The organism is Burkholderia sp. JKS000303, from assembly GCF_002563755.1.
Taxonomy (GTDB): Bacteria; Pseudomonadota; Gammaproteobacteria; order Burkholderiales; family Burkholderiaceae; genus Burkholderia; species Burkholderia anthina_B.
On sequence record NZ_PDBZ01000001.1, the window covers coordinates 184,607 to 208,036 of the forward strand.

21 protein-coding genes and 1 tRNA gene are annotated in these 23,430 nt (G+C 68.0%); 14 read left to right on the forward strand and 8 right to left on the reverse strand.

The features are described 5' to 3' along the window. Positions 1-24: 24 nt before the first annotated feature. The gene (locus BX604_RS00795; RefSeq protein WP_098549141.1) at positions 25-876 is read right to left on the reverse strand and encodes a fumarylacetoacetate hydrolase family protein; all 852 of its coding nucleotides are present in this window, start codon (positions 874-876) and stop codon (positions 25-27) included. A gap of 160 nt (positions 877-1,036) precedes the next feature. Here BX604_RS00795 and BX604_RS00800 point away from each other — a divergent pair, with 160 nt between their 5' ends. The 11 genes from BX604_RS00800 (at position 1,037) to BX604_RS00850 (ending at position 11,000) form a co-directional block, all read left to right on the forward strand. Then, positions 1,037-1,774, forward strand: coding sequence for a GntR family transcriptional regulator (locus tag BX604_RS00800; RefSeq protein ID WP_208450385.1), 738 nt, complete (start codon positions 1,037-1,039; stop codon positions 1,772-1,774). A 390-nt stretch (positions 1,775-2,164) separates the two neighbouring features. Next, the gene (locus tag BX604_RS00805; RefSeq protein ID WP_098549143.1) at positions 2,165-2,803 is read left to right on the forward strand and encodes a hydrolase; all 639 of its coding nucleotides are present in this window, start codon (positions 2,165-2,167) and stop codon (positions 2,801-2,803) included. 134 nt (positions 2,804-2,937) lie between these two features. Further along, positions 2,938-3,324 carry a DoxX family protein gene (locus BX604_RS00810; protein ID WP_098552661.1) on the forward strand — a complete coding sequence of 129 codons (387 nt, stop codon included), beginning with the start codon at positions 2,938-2,940 and terminating at the stop codon, positions 3,322-3,324. 52 nt (positions 3,325-3,376) lie between these two features. Beyond that, on the forward strand, positions 3,377-3,670 hold the full coding sequence (locus BX604_RS00815; RefSeq protein WP_098549144.1) for a putative quinol monooxygenase: 294 nt from the start codon (positions 3,377-3,379) through the stop codon (positions 3,668-3,670). Between the two features lie 351 nt (positions 3,671-4,021). After that, positions 4,022-4,975 carry a LysR family transcriptional regulator gene (locus BX604_RS00820; RefSeq protein ID WP_098552662.1) on the forward strand — a complete coding sequence of 318 codons (954 nt, stop codon included), beginning with the start codon at positions 4,022-4,024 and terminating at the stop codon, positions 4,973-4,975. Between the two features lie 96 nt (positions 4,976-5,071). Next, a complete protein-coding gene (locus BX604_RS00825; RefSeq protein WP_257146263.1) occupies positions 5,072-7,270 on the forward strand; it encodes an FUSC family protein in 2,199 nt (732 codons plus the stop codon). Then, on the forward strand, positions 7,254-8,765 hold the full coding sequence (locus tag BX604_RS00830) for an efflux transporter outer membrane subunit (protein ID WP_257146264.1): 1,512 nt from the start codon (positions 7,254-7,256) through the stop codon (positions 8,763-8,765). Before BX604_RS00825 ends, BX604_RS00830 begins: the two co-directional genes overlap by 17 nt. After that, positions 8,755-8,955 (forward strand): DUF1656 domain-containing protein, encoded by a 201-nt coding sequence (locus tag BX604_RS00835; protein ID WP_098549146.1) that lies wholly within the window; start codon positions 8,755-8,757, stop codon positions 8,953-8,955. Before BX604_RS00830 ends, BX604_RS00835 begins: the two co-directional genes overlap by 11 nt. A 29-nt stretch (positions 8,956-8,984) precedes the next feature. Next, on the forward strand, positions 8,985-9,890 hold the full coding sequence (locus tag BX604_RS00840; RefSeq protein ID WP_098549147.1) for an efflux RND transporter periplasmic adaptor subunit: 906 nt from the start codon (positions 8,985-8,987) through the stop codon (positions 9,888-9,890). A 344-nt stretch (positions 9,891-10,234) separates the two neighbouring features. Beyond that, a complete protein-coding gene (locus BX604_RS00845; protein WP_098549148.1) occupies positions 10,235-10,537 on the forward strand; it encodes a DUF3331 domain-containing protein in 303 nt (100 codons plus the stop codon). Between the two features lie 262 nt (positions 10,538-10,799). Next, the gene (locus tag BX604_RS00850) at positions 10,800-11,000 is read left to right on the forward strand and encodes a hypothetical protein (RefSeq protein WP_098549149.1); all 201 of its coding nucleotides are present in this window, start codon (positions 10,800-10,802) and stop codon (positions 10,998-11,000) included. A gap of 40 nt (positions 11,001-11,040) precedes the next feature. Here the strand turns inward: BX604_RS00850 and BX604_RS00855 are convergent, their stop codons facing one another. The 7 genes from BX604_RS00855 to BX604_RS00885 form a co-directional block, all read right to left on the reverse strand. Then, the gene (locus BX604_RS00855; protein ID WP_098549150.1) at positions 11,041-11,478 is read right to left on the reverse strand and encodes a nuclear transport factor 2 family protein; all 438 of its coding nucleotides are present in this window, start codon (positions 11,476-11,478) and stop codon (positions 11,041-11,043) included. 89 nt (positions 11,479-11,567) lie between these two features. Further along, entirely contained in the window at positions 11,568-12,548 is a 981-nt protein-coding gene (locus tag BX604_RS00860) for an NADPH:quinone oxidoreductase family protein (RefSeq protein ID WP_098549151.1), read from the reverse strand. Between the two features lie 126 nt (positions 12,549-12,674). Further along, complete coding sequence (locus tag BX604_RS00865; protein WP_098549152.1) at positions 12,675-14,504, reverse strand: acyl-CoA dehydrogenase; 1,830 nt, start codon at positions 14,502-14,504, stop codon at positions 12,675-12,677. A gap of 362 nt (positions 14,505-14,866) precedes the next feature. After that, the gene (locus tag BX604_RS00870; protein WP_098549153.1) at positions 14,867-17,191 is read right to left on the reverse strand and encodes a xanthine dehydrogenase family protein molybdopterin-binding subunit; all 2,325 of its coding nucleotides are present in this window, start codon (positions 17,189-17,191) and stop codon (positions 14,867-14,869) included. Then, positions 17,188-17,649 (reverse strand): (2Fe-2S)-binding protein, encoded by a 462-nt coding sequence (locus BX604_RS00875; RefSeq protein WP_098549154.1) that lies wholly within the window; start codon positions 17,647-17,649, stop codon positions 17,188-17,190. Before BX604_RS00875 ends, BX604_RS00870 begins: the two co-directional genes overlap by 4 nt. A 422-nt stretch (positions 17,650-18,071) precedes the next feature. Beyond that, a tRNA-Arg gene (locus BX604_RS00880) sits at positions 18,072-18,148 on the reverse strand. Between the two features lie 173 nt (positions 18,149-18,321). Continuing rightward, a complete protein-coding gene (locus BX604_RS00885) occupies positions 18,322-19,152 on the reverse strand; it encodes an undecaprenyl-diphosphate phosphatase (protein WP_098549155.1) in 831 nt (276 codons plus the stop codon). A 483-nt stretch (positions 19,153-19,635) separates the two neighbouring features. Here BX604_RS00885 and BX604_RS00890 point away from each other — a divergent pair, with 483 nt between their 5' ends. The 3 genes from BX604_RS00890 (at position 19,636) to BX604_RS00900 (ending at position 23,360) form a co-directional block, all read left to right on the forward strand. Continuing rightward, positions 19,636-20,547 carry an aldose epimerase family protein gene (locus BX604_RS00890; protein WP_098549156.1) on the forward strand — a complete coding sequence of 304 codons (912 nt, stop codon included), beginning with the start codon at positions 19,636-19,638 and terminating at the stop codon, positions 20,545-20,547. A 134-nt stretch (positions 20,548-20,681) separates the two neighbouring features. After that, positions 20,682-21,374, forward strand: coding sequence for a peptidoglycan DD-metalloendopeptidase family protein (locus tag BX604_RS00895; RefSeq protein ID WP_098549157.1), 693 nt, complete (start codon positions 20,682-20,684; stop codon positions 21,372-21,374). A 366-nt stretch (positions 21,375-21,740) separates the two neighbouring features. Continuing rightward, positions 21,741-23,360: an acyl-CoA synthetase gene (locus BX604_RS00900; RefSeq protein ID WP_098549158.1), complete on the forward strand. Its 1,620-nt coding sequence runs from the start codon at positions 21,741-21,743 to the stop codon at positions 23,358-23,360. Positions 23,361-23,430 lie beyond the last annotated feature (70 nt).

Consider the following 23,430-nt stretch of genomic DNA (forward strand, 5'->3'; position numbering starts at 1 on the left):
ATGGGTCCGTTCAGCGGCCGGCGTTCATTGCGCCGCGTCTTCGTCGCGCACCCGGTTACGCAGGATGCCGAGCCCTTCGATCTCGACCTCGCACACGTCGCCGTCGCGCATGATCAGCTTCGGTTCGCGCGCCCAGCCGATGCCGGCCGGCGTGCCGCTGACGATCACGTCGCCCGCCTCCAGCGTGATCGCCTCGCTGACGATCGCGATCAGCGTCGCGACGTCGAACAGCATGTCGCTGGTGTTCGCCGACTGCACGACCTTGCCGTTCAGCCGCGTTTGCAGCGGCAGGCCGGCGCCGCCGGCCGGCAACTCGTCCGCGGTGACGAGCGCGGGCCCGAATGCGCCGGTGCCGTCGAAGTTCTTGCCGACCGTCCATTGCGGCGCCTTGAACTGGTACTCGCGCACCGACCCGTCGTTGAACACCGAGTAGCCGGCCACGCAGTCGAGCGCGCGCGCCTTCGGCACATGACGGCCACCGCTCTTCAGCACGACGGCCAGCTCGCCTTCGAAGTCGAGCGAATCGGACACGCGCGGCCGGATCATCGGTGCGTCGTGCCCGATCAGGCTCGTCGTGAAGCGCGGGAACAGGGTCGGATAGGACGGCTGTTCATACGGACTTTCCTTCGTATGGTCGGCGTAGTTCAGGCCGACGCAGATGATCTTTCCGGGGCGGGCAAGCGGCGGCAGCCACGTCACTTCGTCGACGTGAAAGGTCGGGCCGGCCGACGCGTGGCGCTCGGCGAAGTCGACCAGATCGATACCGCTCGCGAGCAACTGCTCGAGCGTCGCGTCGCCGAGCGACACGATGGCCGAGCCGCGCTGCACGCCGAGCATCCGCTTGCGGCCATCGGCCGAAAAATTCACATAACGCATGACATCTCCAGTTCAAGGGGGTCGCCGCCGGGTTGGCCACGATTTAGATACAAATTTAGAAAATATATATATTTTCGTCTTTTGATGTTTACCCTAGGATGTGCATACGTCCCCATGTTCTGCATATAATTTGGCCATCAGGAGGGAAACATTCGTGGACATGACGTTTGACGACGCAACGGCCAGCGGCTCGCGCACCATGGCGTCGGTACTGGCCGACACCATCCTTCGCGACATCGTGTCGGGTGCGCTCGCGCCCGGCTCCAAGCTGAAGATCCGGGAACTGGCCGACCGCTATCAGGCCGGCGTGATCCCGCTGCGCGAGGCCGTGTCGCGGCTCGCGATGAGCGGTTTCGTCGATGCGGAGGACCAGCGCGGCTTTCGCGTCACGCCCGTCTCGCGCGCGGATCTGGAGGACATCACGTCCGTGCGGCAATGCATCGAGTCCGAAGCGCTGCGCGATGCGATCGGCAGCGGCAACCTCGAATGGGAAGCCTCGGTGCTCGCCGCGTTCCACCTGGTGAACAGCCTGCCGACCGTCGTCGACGAACCGCCGCGGATGAACCCGGACTGGGAACGCGCGCACGACCATTTCCACGCGACGCTGCTGGCCGGCTGCCGCTCGAAATGGCTCAAGCATTTCGCCGCGACGCTGCGCACCCAGACGGCCCGCTACCGCCATCAGTCGCTGCGCAGCCAGCATGCGGGCGAACGGGACGTCGGCCGCGAACACGAGGAAATCGTCAAGGCCGTGCTCGCGCGCGATGCCGATCGCGCGTGCGAACTGCTGCGCCGGCATTTCGCCGTCACCGCCCAGCTCGTGCTCGAAGACACCACGCCCGCCGACGGTGCACCGCCGGCCATGCGCATCGCCAGCAAGACGCGCGCGCGACGCTAGGCCGCGCGTACCGTTCATCACCCATCCGCACCACCGGATCGAGCGGCGCATTCGCGACGCCCGTCGCCTTCAAACCAATCAGTGATCCTTAACATACCGCCCATGTTATCGGTATGTTCGCCCGTTCGCGCGTGCATTCCGTTCGAAGAACGAGAACACTATGTTCTGTCCGCGCGCGCTACGCACCGCACCTTGAATCGCATAAGCTGACGACACTCGCCGGCACCCGAATCCGGCGAATCGCCAGGCGCGGGCCATGTCGATGTCGCGGTTGAACGTCGCGACCCGATCGTCGCGGCACCGCACCGCAGCAGAATCGCATCGCGCCCGCACGACGGGGCGGCGCGATCGTGATCCCCAGCCTCCCACCACCCTGATCTGGAGAGAACCATGGCAAGCGAACCGATTCGCGACCCCGCGAACGACCACCTGCTCACCCCGCAGAATGCGGCGTTCATAGTCATCGATTACCAGCCGGTCCAGGTGAACTCCATCGCGTCGATGGATCGCCAGCTGCTGATCAACAACATCGTCGGCGCGTCGAAAGCGGCCGTTGCGTACGGCCTGCCGATCGTCCACTCGACCGTCAACGTGAAGACCGGCCTGAACAAGCCGCCGATCCCGCAACTGCGCGCCGCGCTCGAAGGCTATCCGACCTACGATCGCACCAGCATCAACTCGTGGGAAGACGTCGAGTTCCGCAAGGCCGTCGAAGCCACCGGCCGCAAGAAACTCATCATGACCGCGCTGTGGACCGAAGCGTGCCTGACCTTCCCCGCACTCGACGCGCTGAAGGCCGGCTACGAGGTCTACGTGGTCGTCGATGCGGTCGGCGGCACGTCGGTGGCCGCGCACGAAGCCGCGCTGCGCCGCATCGAGCAGGCCGGCGGCCAGATGATCAGCGTCGCGCAGTTGTTCTGCGAACTGCAGCGCGACTGGGCACGCAGCGCGACCGTCCCCGCGTTCATCGACCTGTTCATCCAGACCGGCGGCACCGCCGGCATCCAGTTCTCGTACGACAAGAGCTGATTCGCGACGGCGAATGCCGTTGCCTGCCGCGGCTGCGCTCGTCCGTTCCGGGGCGAATGCAGCCGCGACGGGATGTTGCGTCGGCGCCCGACGCCGACGCCTTTCCTTCGACCGAAACCGAATACGAACGCGTCATGGACGACTATCTGCTGTTCGCAGGCCGCTTCTTCATCGCGCTGATGTTTGTGCTGAGCGGAATCAACAAATTCCTGTTCTTCCAGCACGGGCTCGACGAGGTCCGCGCGAAGAACCTGCCGCTACCGCGCGTCGCGCTCTCGAGCACGATCATCGTCCAGCTCGTCTGCGGCATCGCGATCATGGCCGGCTTCCAGACGACCCTTGCGTCGCTGCTGCTCGCGATCTTCACGCTCGCGACCGCGGTGGTGTTCTACGACTTCTGGAACCAGCAAGGCAACCAGCGCACGCTGATGCTGACCGGCTTTCTCGAGCACATCAGCATCATCGGCGGTTTCATCATCCTGATCGCCGCCGGCCCCGGACGCCTGGCCGCGCATGCATGAGCCGGTGTGCGCACCGCGGCCCTGCACGCGCACGCCATCGAGGAGAACGAAGATGACGACACTGCACATCGTCGCCGTGCTGTACGCGAAGGCCGGCCATGAGGCACGCCTGCGGACCCGGCTCGCGGAGCTCGTCGAGCCGTCCCGGCAGGAGCACGGCAACCTGCGCTACGAACTGCTGCTCGACGACGCCGACCCACGCCGCTTCGTGTTCGTCGAGATGTGGGAGAACGCGCAGTCCCATGCGCGCCACCACAACGAGGGGCCGCACATCCTCGCGTTCCAGGCCCGCGACTGGGACGCCGTCGAGAAGGTCGACGTCTATCGCCTCACGCAGATCGCCTGACGCGTCTGCGCACCGGCCAGCGCGCCGCCATCACGGCAGTGCGAAGCGATCGTTCCACACACGGAACACTGAGGACAATCCGGCCCGTCTATCGACACGTGACACCTTCCACTACGCTTGAAGCCGTCCCGACTTCCCACGGCATCAGGCACGCGTGAAGCACCCAGCTCCCGACCCGCCCGATCGTGTTGCGGCCGCCGCCGCACAGCGCGCTTTCGTCGCACGAATCGTGCGGACCGGGGTGACGGGGGCCGCGGCCTTTTCCGTCGAGCGCCGCCGGCAGCCTGGACGCAGCGCGTGCGGCCGCGCTCGACTCACGCCCAACGACATTCGGACTGCATCATGAAATCCCTGAACATAGACGATATCCAGGCCTTCCTGTTCGCCGTCGAGCGGCAGAGCATCACCGAATCCGCGCGCCGGCTCGGCCTGTCGAAATCCGTCGTCAGCAAGCGCATCAGCGACCTCGAGCGCACGCTCGGCGTCCAATTGCTGATGCGCTCCACGCGCAACGTGACGCCGACCGAAGCCGGCGTGACCTTCTATCGCGCCGCGTCGGAATCGATGCGCCGGCTCGTCGACGTCGCCGAGAAAATCGCCGAACGCTCGCACGGGCTGTGCGGCGAACTGCGCATCACGTCGCCGGCAAGCCTGACGCGCCGCTGGCTCGGGCCGGTGATCGCGAAGTTTGCCGCCGCGCATCCGCAGTTGCGCGTCACGCTCGAGACCGACGATCGCACGGTGAACCTCGAAGTCGAGCGCTTCGACGTCGCGCTGCGCTCCGCCCGGCTGCCCGACAGCGCGCTCATCGCGCGCCGCGTCGCCGCATGCGAGCGGGTGGTCGTCTGCAGTCCCGGCTATCTCGCGGCACACGGTGAGCCCGCGTCGATCGACGCGCTGCTCGAGCACCGGTGCGTGAACTACAGTCACACGGCGCCGTCGGCCACCTGGACGTTCGCCACGCCGGGCGGACTCGGCAAGCCGCGCACGATCAACCCGGGCAGCGTGTTCCTGTCGAACAACGGCGAAACGCTGCGCGATGCCGCGGTGCACGGCATCGGCATCGCGATGCTGCCGCGCTACATCGTCGACGAAGACCTGCGCGACGGCCGGCTGGTACGCGTGCTCGCCGACGACCCGCCGCAGGACGAAGTGATTTACGCGGTCTATCCGCGCAACCCGTATGCGAGCAACAAGCTGAAACTGTTCATCGAGCACGTGCGCATCGCGCTGCTCGATCGGCCGTGGTCGGCCGGCCCGGACGCCGCGCTGCCTGCCGAAACGCTGGCCACGAATTCGGCCTGACGCGATGCGCGCTTCCGTCGTCAGAACCGCGCGTTTCCCGTCGGCCCCGTCCCGCCGGAGCCGTCCGCTCGCCACGCCATGCCACCGACCAAGCGCATGCTGACGAAGCCATTCCGTGCGGCGCAACTCGCGCACACGCTGCTCGACATGAGCCGCGAATACGGACGCACCGACGGTGCGCGTCTGATCCATGTCGCGAAGACGGTCATCGCGGTCGTGCTCGCGATGGGCGTGTCGATGCGGCTGGAACTGACGGCGCCGCGCACCGCGATGGTGACCGTCGTGATCCTGATGATGCATCAGCACAGCGGGATGGTGATGGCGCGCGGCTTCTATCGCGGCGTCGGCATGCTGGTCGGCAACCTCGCCGCGATCGTGCTGATCGGCGCCTTCCCGCAGGAGCGCGTACTGTTCCTCGGCGTGCTCGTGCTGTGGATCGGCTGCTGCACATGGGGCGCCGCGTACTTCCGGAACTATCAGTCGTACGGCTTCGTGCTCGCCGGCTACGCAACCTGCATCGCCGCGATCCCGTCGATCGACCGGCCCTACGACATCATCGCCAACGTCGTCACCGGGCTAGGCGAGGTATCGATCGGCCTCCTGTCGGCCGGCGTCGTCAGCGCGCTGATCCTGCCGCGCCACGTCCGCGCGATGCTGATGAAGACCGGCGAAGACCACTATGCGGATTTCATCGGCTTCGTGCGCGCCGCGCTCACGCAGAACCTGCCGACCGACGAGCAGAGCCGCCGCTACCTGCGGCTGCTCGCCGCGCGCGCGCAACTCGAGAACCTGCGCAGCGCGGCGGTGTTCGAGGATCCCGACCTGCGCGCACGCAACGACATCATGACGCGCATGGCCGGACAATTCCTCGATGCCGGTGCGCGCTTTCATGCGCTACATCAGTATCGCGTACGCATCGCGCACGGCGACGATCGTCATGCGGCCGGCGTGCTGTCGGCCGCCTGCGACGACGTCGCGCGCGTGCTGCCGCCGGACGACCCCGCTCGCGCGTTCGACCTGCGGACCGTCGAACAGCTCGTCGACGCACTCGACCAGGCCGTCGCCCGACTGCCCGACGGCCACACGCCGGAACCGGCACCGGACGCACGCGACGCGCATCAGGCGCTCACCGGCCTGTCGCTGCTTCACCAGGCACTCGACAGCCTGCGCGCGTATCTCGCGGACTTCATCGCGATCCGCCGGCAGTCGCCGCCGGTCGCGGCTTCGGCCTCTTCTGCCGCTTCGTCCGATACGGCGCGAACCCGAGCCCCCGTGCGCATCGCCACTTCCGCGAACCGCATGGTGTCCGCGGCGGCGGGGCTGCGTGCGATCGTCGCTGTGTCTGCGGTGTCGCTGTTCTGGATCGCATCGGGCTGGACCGGCGCGGCCGGCGCCGTGGTATCCGCAACCATCGCTAGCGCGCTGTACTCGATCATGCCGGCGCCGGCGGCGGCGACCCGTCAGGTCGCGCTCGGCTGCACGGTCGCGTGGCTCGCGAGCATCGCGTTCAATTTCCTGCTGTTGCCCGACATGGACGGTTTCGCGCCGCTCGCCGCGGCGTTCGCGCTGTTCATCGCGATCGGCGCATACCTGAACTCGTTTCCGAAAACGGCCGCGTTCGGTCTCGGCTTCAACATCTACTTCTGCTTCCTGACCAACGTCACCAATCCCGGTGTCTATGCCCCCGCCACGACGCTCGATGCGGGCTTCTCGTCGATTCTCGGCATCGTGGCCGCGTCGCTCGCCTATTCGGTCGTCGCGCCGTATGCGGGCGACTGGGCGACGGGCCGCTATCTCGCCGCGCTGCGGCGTCTCGTGTCGGTCGATGCGTGCTTCGGCACGCTCGACGGCCTGATGGCGCGCTTCGACGCCGGCGTGCGCGACTTCACGCTGCAGATCGCCGCGCGCCCCGCAACCGGCCACCTCGGCCAGCAGGCGTTGTTCGCTTGGAGCTTCGCGTCGCTCGAGATCGGCCGCAGCATCGTCGACCTGCGCACGGCCGGCGCCGCCGAACCGCCCGGCGGCGCGTGGCGCACGCGTGAACACGCGCTGTGTGCGACGGTCTCGCACCTGTTCGACATGCCGTCACCCGCCACGCTGCACGACGCCGACCGCGCGGCCCGCGACGCGCTCGCCGTGCTAACCGCCGCACCTCCGCTGACGTCCGGCGCCGCGCAGCGGCTGGCCGACTGCGTCCGTTTCATTCTCGTGTCGCTGCAATGCAACCTCGTCCCGCTGCAACGCGGGCCGGCTTCGCCCACTCCACCCCGTGCGCCCAATGATGCCCGCGCGTAATCCCGAGCGCCGCACTGCGGCACGCTCGCTTCCTCCCCTCGCCGCGCGCGGCATCGCGGCGCTCGCCGCGCTGTGGCTCGGCGCGTGTGCGCACACCGGCGGCATCGCGCCGCGCGCGACGCTCGTCGATGCGGCCACGGTCGCGAACGGGCTGCCGGCATCCGCGTCGCAGGCGTCGTGGCCGCGCGACGACTGGTGGCGCGCGTGGCGCGATCCGCAGCTCGACACGCTCGTCACCGATGCCGTGACCGGCAGCCCCGCGCTGCGTGTCGCACAGGCGCGTATCGACCGCCACGCCGAGCTTGCGCGTATCGCCGGCGCGTCGCGCTACCCGAGCGTGTCCGCGAGCGGCGATTTCGGCCGCACGCGCTTTGCGCGGTTCGACAGCCCGAGCCCGCCCGGCGGCAACACGGTCTGGAACAATTCCGTCGGCGCCGACCTCGGCTATCCGCTCGACCTGTGGGGCAAGCATCGCGCGGAACGCGAAGGCGCGCTCGACAGCACGCTGGCAGCCGAAGCCGATGCGCGCGTCGCGCGCCTGACGCTCGAGACGGCGGTCGCGCGCACCTATGTCACGTTCGCGAAGACGTTCGATCAGCGCGACGTCGCGCTTGCGACGCTCAAGCGCCAGCAGGACGTCGTCGCCATCATCGAGCGCCGCTACCGGGCGGGGCTCGCGAGCCGCTTCGAGATCACGCAGGCGAACACGCCGGTCGCCACGACCCGCGCGCAGATCGAGGAACTCGACCGGCAGGTCGCGGTGCTGCGCAACGAACTGGCCGTCCTCACCGGACGCGGGCCGGGTGTCGGCGCGGCACTGACGCGCCCAGCGCTGCGGCTCGACGTGCCGGTCGCGCTACCCGCGAACCTGCCCGCCGAACTCGTCGGCCATCGGCCCGACATCAGCGCCGCGCGCTGGCGCGTCGAAGCGATGGCCAAGGGGATTCACGCGGCGCACGCCGACTTCTATCCGAACATCGACCTGATCGCGAGCGCAGGGCTCGCGTCCGCCGCCTTCGGCGGCTTCTTCACGTTCATCAACAACGATGCGATGACGCACGGCTTCGGCGCGGCCATTTCGCTGCCGATCTTCGACGGCGGCGTGCGCCAGGGCCGCTACGGCGTCGCGGTCGCCGATTACGACCTCGCGGTCGAGACGTACAACGAGGCCGTTCTCGCGGCGTTCCGCGACGTCGCCAACCAGGTCGTGTCGCTGCAGTCGCTCGCGCAACAGCAGGTCGACATCACTGCCGCGAATGCGTCCGCGCAACACGCGTTCGACTATGCGACGCAGGGCTATCGCGCGGGGCTCACGGACTACCTGAACGTGCTGTCGACCCAGACGGAGCTGCTGCAGGCGCAGCAGGCGCTCGCGAACGTGCGCGCCGCGCGTCTCGACGCCTGGGCGCAACTGATGATGGCGCTCGGCGGCGGCGTCGAACCGACGGGCGACGTCGCCGCCCGGCCACCGCAAGGAGCGCCCGATGTTCGCTGAATTTCCGTTCGCGTCGTTGCTGGTGCCCGGGCTGCTGCCCGCGCTCATCGGCTGTGCCGTCGCATTCCGGATCGTCGACCGCGTGCTCGCGCGCGCCGGGCTCTACCGGCACGTGTGGCATCCGGCGTTGTTCCGCGTGTCCGTGTTCGTGTGCCTGTTCTGCGGCGCCGGCCTGCTGCTGGCCGGCTGATGGATCACCCTGTTTCGTATCGAGTCAACATGCGTGCCCAAACCTCTTTCCGCGTGGCGGTCACCCTGCTGCTGTTCGTTGCCGCCGTGCTGCTCGCCCACGCGCTGTGGAATCGCTACATGTATGCGCCGTGGACGCGCGATGGACGCGTCCGCGCCAAGGTCGTCAATATTGCACCGGACGTGTCGGGCATCGTGACCGACGTGCTGGTCGCCGACAACCAGCAGGTCCACCGCGGCGACGTGCTGTTTCGCATCGATGCCGAGCGCTTTCGCTATGCGCTCGCGCAAGCCGATGCGCAGGTCGCGCTGCGCAAGGCCGAGCTCGACATGCGCCGGCAGCAGGCATCGCGTCGCGCGCGGCTCGACAGCGCGGTGATCTCGGCCGAAGTACGCGAGGACGCCGGGTCGGCCGCGCGGCAGGCGCAGGCCAACTACGACGCGGCGCTCGCCACGCGCGACGTCGCGCGCCTGAATCTCGCGCGCAGCGAAATCCGCGCGCCCGTCGACGGCTACATCACGAACCTGAACTTGTACCCGGGCGACTATGCGACCGCGGGTGTCGCGCGCCTCGCGCTGATCGACGCGCATTCGTACTGGGTCTACGGCTATTTCGAGGAAACCAAGCTGCCTCAGGTACACGTCGGCGATCCGGCGGAAATCCGGCTGCTCGCAGGCGGCCCGTCGCTGACCGGGCACGTCGAAAGCGTCGCGCGCGGCATCAGCGATCGCGACAACCCGGCCGGCTCGACGCTGCTCGCCGACGTCAATCCGATCTTCACGTGGGTGCGGCTCGCGCAGCGCGTGCCGGTCCGGATCCGGCTGGACGGCGCGCCGCCCGGCGGATTCCTTGCGGCGGGCACGACCTGCACGGTCACGCTGCGTCCGGCGCGGCACGCGGTGGCAAACAACGCGCCGCAGAATGGGCACCCATGACGGCGCCGCGCCCGCATGCATCCGTGTTCGATATCGGGCAACACCGTGTTCTGCGCGGCATGCCTTCCGGCCGCGATGCATGCGCTTTTACACTGGGCATTCCGGCGATCCGCGGCAGTCGTCCATTTCGACGCCCGTGCGTCAGCCGATCCCGTACCGGCCGTGTCATCGCACGGCCCCGATCAATCCCGACCGACGCGATCTTCGTTGGCCGGCAGGAGGCTCGCCATGGCATTCAGCGCAACTGATGATTCCCGGCGTCTCGCCGGACAGCCGACGCAGCACGGCTCGTTGCGGCGCGACGCAGATCGCTATCGCGTCGTTCGCGCCGGAGGCCACCCATCATGCTGACCGTCTCTTCCGTCGGCATTGCGCCGCGCGCATCGGCACCCGGGCGCAGCGTGATTCAGGTCACGCTGCTCGAGTGGTCGCGCGAATCGCTGCTCGTGCGCTGGGTCGAGAGCGGCCGCCTGCACTACGGCGAACAGAAATGGCGGCGCGCGCTCGCGCGACGCGACGGCCGATGCGCGTATTCGGGCCGCGCGATCGTTCAGGGCGAAGCCGTGTTTCGTCCGACCGGGCGCCCACGGCCCGCGAATCACCTCGCGATGATCGCGGTCGACGCGGTCGCGGCCCTCGATGCGTGACGGGTGGCGCCGTGCCGGCCAGGCGGAACGGCGCTTGCTTCACGCGCCCGTTTTGCGACAGGTCATCCGGAATCCGCACGCATCGCGACCGGATACGTTGCCCGGCAGGCGACAGTGCGTCACGCGCGGGCCGGCTTATCGTTCGATGCAATCGCGGGTATCTTCAACACAGGCTGTCTGATCCCGGCAGCTTCATCGGCATCGTGTCTCAACCGGCCGTTCGTGCCGTCACGATCCCCGCCGCCCAAAAAGGAAACCGATCATGGAATTCGTACTGGACCACTCGCTCGACGACGAGACCGCCCGCGCGGTCGAACATGAAATCTGGCGCGTCGACCCTGACGCAAAGATCGAGCTCGATCGCGCCACATCGCACGTGAAGGTCGAATCGTGGCTGTTCCCCGAGGAATTCATCGTCGCGTTCGAAGACGCGGGCTACAGCGTCAGGATCAAGGATCACTGACGCGTGCGGGCCGGCATCAACGCATGCCGGCAACCGCCACTCACTCGCCGCCCTTGAACGCCGGCAGTTGCTGCCCGAGCCGCGCGCCCATTTCGGCGCCGAGCGCCTGCAGCGCATTGAACGGGCGAATCATCACCTCGAACTCGACGATTCGCCCGTCGTCGTCGAAGCGGATCATGTCGATGCCCTTCAGCCGCTTGTCGCCGATCGTCGCGCTGAATTCGAGCACGACGCTCGTGCCATCGTCGTCGGCGAACTGGCGGTGGTATTCGAAGTTCTCGAGGATCGTGATCACCGTGCGCAGCGCCAACAGCAGCGCGGGCGCCGGTCCATACGGCTTGAATGCCATCGGCGAGCGGAACACGGCGTCCGGATGAACGATCGTGTGCAGCGCGCCGAAGTCCTTGTGTTCGATCATCGCGTGCCACGCATCGAGCGATTTCGCGACAGCGGGAGGCAGATGCGATAGGGGTTGCATGTTCAACGACTCCGGTAACGTCACGCAAAAGACATCGAATGCCGGCGGCACGCCATCAGGCTGCCGCCGCGCTCCTGCTGCAGCACGAATCACGCATCCGGCAGGATCACCACCTTGCCCTTGACCTGCCGGTTCGCGATCCGCGCGATCGCATCGGCCGCGCCCGACAGCGGCACGCGCTCGGTGATCGCGGGCCGGACCTTGCCGGCCGCGAACCATTGCGCGAGCTGGCGCATGTTCGCCATGTGCTGCGCCGGGTCGCGCCGCACCGCGTCGCCCCAGAACACGCCGAGGATGTCGCGCTCCTTGAGCAGCGCCAGGTTCAGCGCGATCTTCGGAATCTCGCCGGCCGCGAAACCGACCACGAGGAACCGGCCGCGCCACGCGGTCGCGCGTAGCGCCGCCTCGCTGTACGCGCCGCCAACCGGGTCGTAGACAACATCCGCGCCGCGCCCGCCGGTCAGTTCGTCGACGCGGCGCCGCAAGTCTTCCGTTGCATAGTCGATCGTGTCGTCGGCACCGGCTTCGCGGCACAACGCGAGTTTCTCCGCGCTCGACGCGGCCGCGATCACGCGCGCACCCAGCGCCTTCGCGATCTCGATCGCGGCCAGCCCGACGCCGCCCGCCGCGCCCAGCACGAGCAGCGTCTCACCCTGCTGCAGACGCGCACGCTGCTGCAGCGCATGCAGCGACGTGCCGTAGGCCAGCACGAGTGCCGCGCCCTGCTCGAACGTCATCCCCGGCGGCAGCGCCGCGATCTGGTGCATGTCGGCCACGCATTGCTCGGCGAAGCCGCCGTGCCCCGTGAATGCCACCACTTCGTCGCCGGGCCGCCACTGGCTCACGCCGTCGCCGACCGCGTCGATCACGCCCGCGAATTCCGCACCGGGCGAGAACGGCAGCGCCGGCTTCACCTGATACAGCCCCTGCACGATCAGCGCATCGGGAAAATTCAGCGACGCCGCCTTCACGCGAATCCGCACCTGGCCCGCGGCCGGTTCGGGAATCGCGACGTCGTCGATACGCAGGCGGTCGATCGGGCCGAACGCGGTACACAACAGGGCTTTCATGTTCTCGTCTCTCCTCGCGCGGCGTGGCCGCGCATCCATACGGCAGCGGGACGCACCCGCGCGATCGGCTCGCGACGCTGGCACAGCGGCCTGCATCGCGTTACCGTCATCCGTGCATCGCGACGCTCAGAACCACGCGTCGCGCATGTCGAGCGTCGTCGTGTCGACACTCGCCAGCAGATCGAGCTGCGCATCCACCTTCGGCAGCTCCCAGCGAAAGAAATAGCGCGCGGCCGCACGCTTGCCGTCGCGGAAATCGTCGTCGTGGCCGTGCGCCGCAAGCGTCACGTCGAGCCACAGCCACGCGACGACGAGATGACCGAACGCCTCGAGATAGACGCTCGCGTTCGCAAGCCGCACTTGCGGATCGCCGAGCGCGGCCAACGCACGCGTGACGTCGACGAGCCGCGCCCAGCGCTGCGCGAGCGCGTCGGCCTGCGTGCGCGTCTCGCCGCCGGCCGTCCGCGCGCGCGCGACGGTCGCGCCGATGCGCGCGTCGAGCGCAAGCAGCAGCGCCCCGTCGTCCTGCACGACCTTGCGGCCCAGCAGGTCGAGCGCCTGAATGCCGTGCGTGCCTTCGTGAATCGGGTTGAGACGATTGTCGCGATAGAGCCGCTCGACCGGATAGTCGCGCGTGTAGCCGTAGCCGCCGTGCACCTGGATCGCAAGATCGTTCGCAACAAGACACCACTGCGACGGCCAGCTTTTCGCGATCGGCGTCAGGATGTCGAGCAGCCGCGTGGCGTCGGCGCGCACTGCCGCGTCGGTGTGCGCGCGCGCTTCGTCGACCAGCCGCGCGCAGTACAGGATCAGCGCGAGAGCGCCCTCGACATACGCCTTCTGCGCGAGCAGCATGCGCCGCACGTCCGGATGCGCGACGATCGGCGCCTGCGGCGCGGCCGCGTCCTTGCCGGACGGTCCGAGCGGGCGACCCTGCGGCCGGTTGCGCGCATAGTCGAGCGCGTGCAGGTAACCGGTGTAGCCGAGCGCCACCGCGCCCGCGCCGACGCCGATGCGCGCCTCGTTCATCATGTGGAACATGCAGGCGAGACCGTGATTCGGCTTGCCGACCAGATAGCCGATCGCCCCGGCGCGCCCCTGCGGACGATGGCGCGTGCCTTCACCGAAGTTCAGCAGACAGTTGGTCGTGCCGCGATACCCCATCTTGTGGTTCAGCCCGGCGAGCACCACGTCGTTGTGCTCGCCGCGCGCAGCGCCATCGTCACCCGGCAGATACTTGGGGACGATGAACAGCGAAATGCCGCGCGTGCCGGGCTGGAGCCTGCCGTGTTCGTCGGGAATCTTCGCGAGCACAAGGTGAACGATGTTCTCGGCCAGTTCATGCTCGCCGCCGGAAATCCACATCTTGTTGCCGGTGATCCGGTAGCGCGGGCCGAGCGGCGTGTCGCATTCGAAATCCGCGCGCGTGACGATGTCGGACAGCGACGAACCGGCTTGCGGTTCGGACAGGCACATCGTGCCGAAGAAGCGCCCTTCCAGCTCGGGACGCGCGAACGCGTCGATCTGCGCGGGGCTGCCATGCGCGAGCAGCAGATTCGCGTTCGCGACGGTAAGAAAGGGATACGCGGCGGTCGCGATGTTCGCGGCCTGGAAGAACAGGAACGACGCGGCTTCGACGAGCTTCGGCAAGCGCATCCCGCCGAACGCTTCGTCCTGGCCGGCTGCGATCAGGCCGGCATCCGCGAAGGCCCGTACGGCCGGCGCGACTTCGGGAATCAGCGTCACGCGTTCACCGTCGAACTGCGGCTCCTCGCGGTCGCCGCGCGCCGCATGCGGCGCGAACAGGTCGGCGGCGATGCGCTCGCTCGTGTCGAGCACTGCATCGAACGTCTCGCGGCTGTGCTCCGCATAGCGCGGCAGCGCGGCGAGCGCGCCGGCATCGAGCCAGTCGTACAGCAGGAACGCGAGATCGCGTCGCGACATCAACAGGCTCATCGCGATGCCCTCCGCGTGACCCGCATCGCCCGCGTCGCCGACGGCCGCCCATGCGCCGTCCGGTCGATCCGCGTGCGCTCGATCGATGCATGCTCCATCACGTCTGTCTCCTGTCGACCAGCGCCAGCGCTTTAGCGCTTACGCTGGTCCCATGCTTCACGGTCGGGCGGCGCGCCGGCGCGCCCGTTGGCTCCGGTTGCCGGAACCGGATGATTGGGTCGGTGACTGCAAGTGCTGGCGGAAATTTAGCACGACCGTTCTAAAACGACAATGCGTGAACCTGCGCATCGACCGGCGCGCCGCGCGCACGCCGGAATCCGCGGCGTGCGCCGGGCCATGGCGGCCCGGCGCACGATCGCGCATCAGCCCGCTTTCGGTTTCGAAAGCTGCTCCGCGACCGGCAGGCTGCGGATGCGCGTGCCGGTCGCCGCGAAGATCGCGTTGGTCAGCGCCGGCGCGATCGGCGGCAGGCCCGGCTCGCCCACGCCGCCGAGCGGCGTCGCGTAGTCGTCCGGTGCGACCAGATGCACGTGGATTTCGCGCGGCGCCTCGTTCATCCGGAGCACCTGGAAGCCGTTGAAATTGCTCTGTTCCGGCTGCCCGTCCTTGAACGTGATCTCGCCGTGCAGCGCGAGGCCGAGCCCCATCACCACCGCACCTTCGAGCTGCGAGCGCACGCGCTCCGGGTTGACCTGCGGCCCGCAGTCGATCGCGATGTCGACACGCGGCACGACAATCGCGCCGTCCGCGCCGACCTGCACTTCGCACACGGCCGCCGTATACGACACGAAGCTGCGGTGCGCGGCGATCCCGAGCCCGTGCCCGCTGGGCAACTTGCGCCCCCAGCCGGCTTCGCGCGCGACCGTCTCGACCACGCGCCGCAAGCGCCCGGTGTCGACCGGATACAGCGCCGGATCCTCGCCGTAGTTCACGTTCTTCACCGTGATGTGCGGCTCGAAACGTCGTGCGGGGCCGATCAGCTCGAGCAGAAAATCCTTCGGGTCGCGACCCGCCGCGTGCGCGAGTTCCGACACGAAGCTCTGGATCCCGAATGCGTGCGGAATGTTGTACACCGAACGAAACCAGCCGATCCGCGTATGTGCTTGCGCGGCCGGGTTCTCGATCCGCACGTTCGGGATGGCAAACGGCAGGTCCGCGATGCCTTGCGCGAGTTCGCCCGGCTGCTCGTGCACGACGCCGGCCTTGAACGTCGACTGGATCGACGGCGCGACCGTGCGATGCTGCCACGCGACCACCTTCCCCGCCGCATCGAGACCGCCGTCGAACGCCTCCAGCGACACCGCATGGAAATAGTCGTGCGCGATGTCGTCCTCGCGCGTGAACGTCAGCTTGACCGGCGCACCCGTCGCCTTCGACAACAACGCCGCTTCCACCACGTAGTCCGGCTTCGACTTGCGACCGAAACCGCCGCCAAGCAGCGTCACGTTCACCGTCACGTGCTCGGTCGACAGGCCGAGCGCCTTCGCGATCTCGTCGCGTGTGGTCTGCGGCGCCTGCGTGCAGGTCCACACTTCGCAGCGCCCGTCGGCCACACGTGCGACGGCTGCCGGCGGCTCCATCGTCGCGTGCGCGAGATGCGGAATGTAGTACGTCGCGCGCACCCGTTTTGCGGCGCCTGCGAGCGCCGTGGCGGCATCGCCGTCGTTGCGGATCACGTCGCCCGGCTGCGCGGCGGCCGCTTCGAGCGTCTTGCGGTACGCGGCCGAATCGTAGCCCGCGTTCGGTCCGCGCTTCCAGTCGATCTTCAGTTGCGCGCGCGCCTGAATCGCCGTCCACGTGTCGCGCGCGATCACGGCCACGCCGCCGAGCGGCTGGAAGCCGGACGGCAGCGGCGTCGACGCGAGTTGCACGACCTTGACGACACCCGGCAGCTTCTCGGCGGCCGACGCATCGAACGACGCGACCGTATCGCCATACGCAGGCGGACGCGCGACGACCGCATACAGCATGCCGTCGAGCCGCGTGTCGATGCCGTAGTGCGCGCGGCCGCCGACGATGTCGCGACCGTCGATCAATGCCGTCGCGCCCTTGCCGATGTAGCGGAACTCCGCCTGCGCCTTCAACGGCACGGTTTTCGGATCGGGCACCGGCAGCGCCGCCGCTTTCGCGGCCAGTTCGCCGAAACCCAGTGTGCGGCCGCTCTTCGTATCGACGACCTCGTGCACCGTCGCCTTCACCTGACGCGCGTCGACGCCCCACGTCGCCGCGGCAGCCTGCTCGAGCATCGTGCGCGCCGCCGCACCCGCGCGACGCAGCGCGGCGAAGCTCTGGCGCAGGCTGCGCGAGCCGTCCGTGTTCTGATTGCCGTAGCGCGGCTCGTCGCCGACTGCCTGCGCGACCTTCACGCGCGCCCAGTCGGCGCCCAGTTCGTCGGCGACCACAAGCGCGACGCTCGTGCGCACGCCCTGCCCCATCTCCGAGCGGATGCAGGTCACCGTCACCGTGCCGTCCGGTGCGATCGCGACGAACAGGTGCGGATCGTCGCGCAATCCGTGCGGCATGCCCGCCCCGCCGTACTGCGGATTCGGGCTGACCGGCGGCTGAACCGCCGCGGCCGCATGCGCGAGCGACGGCACGCCGAAGGCGAGCAGCAGCCCGCCGGAGGCGAAGCCGAGCAGCAGCGCGCGCCGGCTTTCGTTGTGAACCGAGAGTTCCGGCGCATTCATGCGGCACCTCCACGGCGCACCGCCAGCCGGATCGCCGCGCGGATCCGCGTGTAGGTGCCGCAGCGGCAGATGTTGCCGGACATCGCGTCGTCGATGTCGGCATCGCTCGGATGCGGGTTCGTTTTCAGCAGCGATGCGGCCTGCATGATCTGGCCGGACTGGCAGTAGCCGCATTGCGCGACGTTCAGTTCCTGCCATGCTTGCTGCAGCGGATGGGTGAGATCGGTCGACAACCCTTCGATCGTCGTCACGCGCTTGCCGGATGCGGCCGCGACCGGCGTGATGCACGAGCGGATCGCCACGCCGTCGAGGTGCACCGTGCACGCGCCGCACAGCGCCATCCCGCAGCCGAACTTGGTGCCCGTGTCGCCGAGCACGTCGCGCAGATACCAGAGCAACGGCATGTCGGGATTGCCGTCGAAATGCTGTTCGCTACCGTTGACGGTCAGCGTGATCATCGTTCACCTCCTGTTTGCGGCGCCGCGTGGCGCGGGCGTCGGGTGGGGATTTGAACGGCGCTGGGCACATTCCGAACGACCAGGTGGGCCTGACGCCGTTTCGTTTCTCGATCGCGTCGGCTGACGACACGATCGGGGCGATGCCGTGAACGGATTCCGCCATCCGGTTGCTGGTGCGACGGTTCGGCGCAATGCCGGCGGTTTGCGCAGCGCGTTCGCGTGGCTCGCCGATCGCATTATCAGACGAATTCCGGTTTGTCGTCCGGTCGGGGGGATTCGGGGGTTGGGCGATCGGTGCGGCGGTTCGGCCGGGCCGCAAAATCGCCGTACGTATGCAGTGCGTTCAGCGTGCTGGCGTGTAGTGGAACGGATCTGCGGACGCGGCGACGTGGCATTCCTGTCGGACACGTTACGAGAATGATTGGCCCGCCCTACACGATTCGAACGTGTGACCTACGGCTTAGAAGGCCGTTGCTCTATCCAACTGAGCTAAGGGCGGTCGAGGAACAAAGACACGGCACACGACCCGGGCCGCATTTGACGCGCGAAGCTTGAAGCACCACCACAACCAACCGGTGCGAAGCCCCGAAACGAAACGGGCCCGGCATGAAGCCGAGCCCGAAATTATACCCGATCATCGCGCCACATCACGCGCGAGCGGTGCTGCAACCATCAAACCGGCTGCGCATGCAGCATGAACCACCCGAGACAGAACACCCCGGCGATCACGCAATACACGCCGAACGACGCCAGGCGCCCGCGCCCTTCGAAATAGCGCATCAGGAACCGCACGCTCAGGTAAGCGGCGATCGCCGTCAGCACGCCGCCGAGCAGCGCGTCCGCGAGCTGGCCCTGCGCATGGAACAGCTTCGGCAGCTCAAGCACGCCCGCCGCGAAAATGATCGGCGTGCCGAGCAGGAACGAAAACTCCGCGGCCTTCTCGGCCGTCAGCCCCGCCGCATTGCCGGCGATCATCGTCAGCCCGCTGCGCGAGAATCCCGGAATCAACGCGCCAACCTGCGCGAGACCCACCAAAAACGCCTGCTTGAACGTCATCTTCTCGGGCGGCTGATGCACACGGCTGCGCTGGATGCGGTCACCGACCCACAGCAGCACGCCGTTCACGATCAGCGCGATCGCAACGATGCGCAGATCGTGGAACACACGCTCGATGCGCTTCTCGAGCAGCAGACCGACGATCCCGGTCGGAATCGTGCCGATGATCAGCGCCCACATCAGGTGCCCGTCGTCGTTCTTGCGGCCGCCGAGCTGCGCGAAGAAACCGCTGATCAGCGCGATCCAGCGCGCGCGGAAATACCACAGCAGCGCAAGCGCGGTGCCCAGGTGCAGTGCAACAAGGAACGGCAGCAACTGCGGCGCGTGCTTGTCGATGTGCATGCCGAACAGCGCCGGCACGAGCAGCGTGTGGCCGAGGCTGCTGACGGGGAACAGCTCGGTGACGCCCTGCAGGACGCTCAGGAATACCAGAAACCAGAGACTCACGCGTCGGTCCTCTTAGTAGTGATCAATCGGGGAGAAAAGCGGACGGCGCGGGGCGCGTCCGAAAAAAGGCGCCCCGATTATGCCGAGCCAGGATTACCGCGCCAAGGCATTTACCCGGCTTTTGCGGCAATGCACACAAACGCTTGCAAATTGTAAGTGCGCAGAAAGCAAAAGGCCCGCCATTTGCATGGCGGGCCTTGCCAATCCGGAAGAACTTGCCGTCAGCGGCCTAGCTGGTAGAAAAATAGTACCGTGCTGCCGGTAAACATGCCGAACAGTGCGAGTCCCATTGCCATTGCCAGATCCATGGCCCCCTCCAGAAGTGTCATGACCCGGCAACATCACCGGTTTACAGGCATTATCCAGACCGTCGGCAATCTGAAAAACTCGCGATTTCCCGAGAAGGGTTTTCCCCGACCGCCGCGCGACCGATAATGGAGCGCGCCGTTGCGCACCCCGCCCACCCGTTCATACCGATTCGCCATGCCGATCTTCCAGCAGCACGACATTCATGAACTTCACGCCGGCCCGTCGCTCGTTCGGGTCGCCCCGCAATTCGGCGGCCGCCTGCTGTCGTGGCACGTCGACGGCGAACCGGTCATCTTCTGGCCGGAAACCGCCGACTGGAGCAATCTCGCACGCGTGCGCGGCGGCAACCCGCTGCTGTTCCCGTTCCTCGGCCGCCACCGCGTCGACGGCGAACTCGGCCGCTGGCGCGATGCCGCCGGCGTGGTTCGCGACCTGCCGATGCACGGCTTCGCGCGCGATCTGCCGTTCGCGGCACACCCGTCGGCCGACGGCGCCGCGCTGTCGATGACGCTCGAGGCGAACGACGCGCTGCACGCCAGCTATCCGTTCGACTTCCGCTTCGAAGCAACCTACCGGCTCGCCGACGCGCACACGCTCGACGTCGCGCTCACGACGACCAACCGCGGCGACACGCCGCTGCCGTACTACGCGGGCCACCACTTCTATTTCGCGCTGCCGCACGGCGAACGCGACGAAACCACGCTCGAGCTGCCGCCGACGCACCGCTGCCTGCAGCAAGCAGACGGCTCGATCAGTACCCCCGAACCCGGCGCGGCCTCGTACAGCCTCGGCGATCCGGACATCCTCGATCGCTTCCATTGCCTCGACGGCGCGTCGTCCGCCCCGGTACGCATCGTGATGCCGGGCCGCCGTCGCACGATCGAGATCGCGCTCGACGTGCCGGGCTCGATCCCGTGGTACGCGGTCACGAGCTGGACGGAAAAACCGGACTCGGACTTCTACTGCGTCGAGCCGTGGCTCGGCCTGCCGGACGCGATCCACAACGGCCTCGGGCTGCGCATGCTCGCACCGGGCGCGTCCGAAACGGCCGCATTGCGCATTCGCGTGCTGCCGCTCGCCGACTGACATCGCGCGCACCGGACCGGTGCGCGACGGTGCGGCCCGCGGCCCGAAACTGCGGTGCGCGGGTCGAACCCGTTAAAATCGGGCGTTTTGTGTTGCTTGCCGCGTTGCGCGCGGCAGGGTTTTTGCGAGGTTCAATGTTCGGAACAACAACGAAGCGGCTCTTCGCGGCCGCCTGCGCCGCGCTGCTCGTCGCGTGCGGCTCCGCCCCCGTCGGCCCGGGGTTCTATCGCGTCGAACGCGGCGACACGCTGTACAAGATCGCGCGCGCGAACCGCACGTCGATGCAAAACATCGTGCGCTGGAACCAGATCACGAACCCGGACGCGATCGAGGTCGACCAGGTGCTGCGCGTCGCGCCGCCGCCCGGCACGACGACCGCGTCGACCACCGGCACGGGCAGCGCGGGCCGCAGCCGCCCGGCACCTTCCGCACCGGTCGAGTCGGCGGTCAAGCCGGCCACGAGCATCGCACTGATCTGGCCGGCCGCCGGCAACGTGGTGCGCAGCTTCGACGGCTCGAACTCGAAGGGCATCGATATCGCGAACTCGGCGGGCACGCCGGTGATGGCCGCGGCACCCGGCGTCGTCGTCTACGCGGGCAACGGCTTGCGCGGCTACGGCAACCTGATCATCCTCAAGCACAACTCGGACTACCTGACGGCGTACGCGCACAACCGCGCGCTGCTCGTGAAGGAAGGCCAGTCGGTCACGCAGGGGCAGACGATCGCCGAGATGGGCAACAGCGACAGCGATCGCGTCGCGCTGCACTTCGAGCTGCGCTACAGCGGCCGCTCGATCGATCCGGCGCGCTACCTGCCGTCGCGCTGAGCACGCGACAGACGACATGCGGTGCCGGGTCGCATCGCGTGTCGTCGCAACAGATCGGAAAGGTTGTGTCAGCGTCGGCGCAGACGGCCGGTGAAACGGCCGGACAGCGGATCGACGCAGCTGGCGAACACCACCAGCGCCCCGATTCCGAACAGGCTGAACCCCGCAGCTATCAGAAGCAAATCCATGGTCACATTACTGTTTTGTCGTGATCTTATGCGTCATTGCGGAATCGTGCACTGAGCGGCCCTCGTCGCACGACCCCGAACATTCCCTATCTATCAGACGCCATTGTGGCTTCGATCGCGTGAAATGCCGATGTAACTCGTCGACGCAATCCGACGATCGCTGCCGAGGAGACATGTGATGCTGCCCGCTGCCGACCGCTACGAAGACCTGCTGTCCCGCTTCACGTGGGGCGTTCCGGCCCGCTACAACATCGGCGTGGATGTCTGCGACAAGTGGGCCGACGGCAGCGGACGGCTCGCGCTGATCCACGAAACGGCGCAAGGCGACGTGTCGCGCATCACGTTCGACGACCTGAAGAATGCTTCTAACCGGCTCGCGAACAGCTTCGCGCGCGCGGGCCTGCGACGCGGCGACCGGATCGGCATCTTCCTCGCGCAGGGCCCCGAGACGGCCATCGCCCACCTCGCCGCGTACAAGCTCGGTGCGATCGCGGTGCCGCTGTTTACGCTGTTCGGCGTCGACGCACTCGAATACCGGCTGGCAAACAGCGAAGCCGCCGCACTCGTCACCGACGCGGCCGGCTACGCGAAGATCGCGCCGCTACGCGCGCAACTGCCGGCGCTGCACACGTGCTACTGCATCGGCGACGATGCACCCGACGCGCCGGGCGTGCTGCGCTACGACGCCGCACTCGCCGCCGAATCGCCCGATTTCGTGCCGGCGGACACCGCCGCCGACGATCCGGCGGTGATCATCTATACGTCCGGAACGACCGGCAAGCCGAAAGGCGCGCTGCACGCGCATCGCGTGCTGCTCGGCCACCTGCCGGGCGTCGAGATGTCGCAGCAATGCTTCCCGCGCGACGCGCGCCTGTTCTGGACGCCCGCCGACTGGGCGTGGATCGGCGGCCTGCTCGACGTGCTGCTGCCGTCATGGCATCACGGCGTGCCCGTGCTCGCGCGCCGTTTCGAGAAATTCGACGGCGAGGCCGCGTTCGCGCTGATGGCGCGGCACGGCGTGACCCACGCATTCCTGCCGCCCACCGCGCTGAAGCTGATGCGCACGGTGCCGGCGCCGCGCGAACGCTACGCGCTGTCGCTGAAATCGGTCGCGAGCGGCGGGGAATCGCTCGGCACCGAGCTGACGGCGTGGGGACGCGAGGCGCTGGGCGTCACGATCAACGAGTTCTACGGGCAGACCGAATGCAACATGGTGCTGTCCTCGTGCGCGGCGCTGTTCGACGCGCAGCCGGGCGCGATCGGCAAGGCTGTGCCCGGCCACACGGTCGCGATCGTCGACGAACACGGCACGCCGCTGCCGCCGGGCGTCGAAGGGCGCATCGCGGTGCGCCGTCCCGATCCGGTGATGTTCCTCGAGTACTGGCGCAATCCGGACGCGACGCGCGACAAGTTCGCGGGCGACTACCTGCTCACGGGCGACACCGGCACGATCGACGCCGACGGTTTCGTGCGCTTCGTCGGCCGCGACGACGACGTGATCACGAGCGCCGGCTACCGGATCGGCCCGGGGCCGATCGAGGACTGCCTGCTCACGCATCCGGCGGTGCGGATGGCGGCCGTGGTCGGCGTACCCGATGCGACGCGCACCGAGATCGTCAAGGCGTTCGTCGTGCTGAACCCCGGCCATGTCGGCGACGATGCGCTGGTCCAGGCGCTGCAGGCACACGTGCGCACGCGCCTGGCCGCGCACGAGTATCCGCGCGCAATCGCGTTCGTCGACGGCCTGCCGATGACCGCCACCGGCAAGATCGTGCGCCGCGCACTGCGCGACGCGTGAGCAGCTTGCGGCCGGGCGGGCATCCGGCCGCCCGCCCGGATGGTTTATAGTGGCGCCACGCAGTCTTTCC

Coding starts and splice junctions, on each gene's coding strand:
- BX604_RS00795 (WP_098549141.1), bottom strand. CDS start 876: ATGCGTTATGTGAATTTTTCGGCCGATGGCCGCAAGCGGATGCTCGGC.
- BX604_RS00800 (WP_208450385.1), top strand. CDS start 1,037: ATGACGTTTGACGACGCAACGGCCAGCGGCTCGCGCACCATGGCGTCG.
- BX604_RS00805 (WP_098549143.1), top strand. CDS start 2,165: ATGGCAAGCGAACCGATTCGCGACCCCGCGAACGACCACCTGCTCACC.
- BX604_RS00810 (WP_098552661.1), top strand. CDS start 2,938: ATGGACGACTATCTGCTGTTCGCAGGCCGCTTCTTCATCGCGCTGATG.
- BX604_RS00815 (WP_098549144.1), top strand. CDS start 3,377: ATGACGACACTGCACATCGTCGCCGTGCTGTACGCGAAGGCCGGCCAT.
- BX604_RS00825 (WP_257146263.1), top strand. CDS start 5,072: ATGCTGACGAAGCCATTCCGTGCGGCGCAACTCGCGCACACGCTGCTC.
- BX604_RS00830 (WP_257146264.1), top strand. CDS start 7,254: ATGATGCCCGCGCGTAATCCCGAGCGCCGCACTGCGGCACGCTCGCTT.
- BX604_RS00835 (WP_098549146.1), top strand. CDS start 8,755: ATGTTCGCTGAATTTCCGTTCGCGTCGTTGCTGGTGCCCGGGCTGCTG.
- BX604_RS00840 (WP_098549147.1), top strand. CDS start 8,985: ATGCGTGCCCAAACCTCTTTCCGCGTGGCGGTCACCCTGCTGCTGTTC.
- BX604_RS00845 (WP_098549148.1), top strand. CDS start 10,235: ATGCTGACCGTCTCTTCCGTCGGCATTGCGCCGCGCGCATCGGCACCC.
- BX604_RS00850 (WP_098549149.1), top strand. CDS start 10,800: ATGGAATTCGTACTGGACCACTCGCTCGACGACGAGACCGCCCGCGCG.
- BX604_RS00855 (WP_098549150.1), bottom strand. CDS start 11,478: ATGCAACCCCTATCGCATCTGCCTCCCGCTGTCGCGAAATCGCTCGAT.
- BX604_RS00860 (WP_098549151.1), bottom strand. CDS start 12,548: ATGAAAGCCCTGTTGTGTACCGCGTTCGGCCCGATCGACCGCCTGCGT.
- BX604_RS00865 (WP_098549152.1), bottom strand. CDS start 14,504: ATGAGCCTGTTGATGTCGCGACGCGATCTCGCGTTCCTGCTGTACGAC.
- BX604_RS00870 (WP_098549153.1), bottom strand. CDS start 17,191: ATGAATGCGCCGGAACTCTCGGTTCACAACGAAAGCCGGCGCGCGCTG.
- BX604_RS00875 (WP_098549154.1), bottom strand. CDS start 17,649: ATGATCACGCTGACCGTCAACGGTAGCGAACAGCATTTCGACGGCAAT.
- BX604_RS00890 (WP_098549156.1), top strand. CDS start 19,636: ATGCCGATCTTCCAGCAGCACGACATTCATGAACTTCACGCCGGCCCG.
- BX604_RS00895 (WP_098549157.1), top strand. CDS start 20,682: ATGTTCGGAACAACAACGAAGCGGCTCTTCGCGGCCGCCTGCGCCGCG.
- BX604_RS00900 (WP_098549158.1), top strand. CDS start 21,741: ATGCTGCCCGCTGCCGACCGCTACGAAGACCTGCTGTCCCGCTTCACG.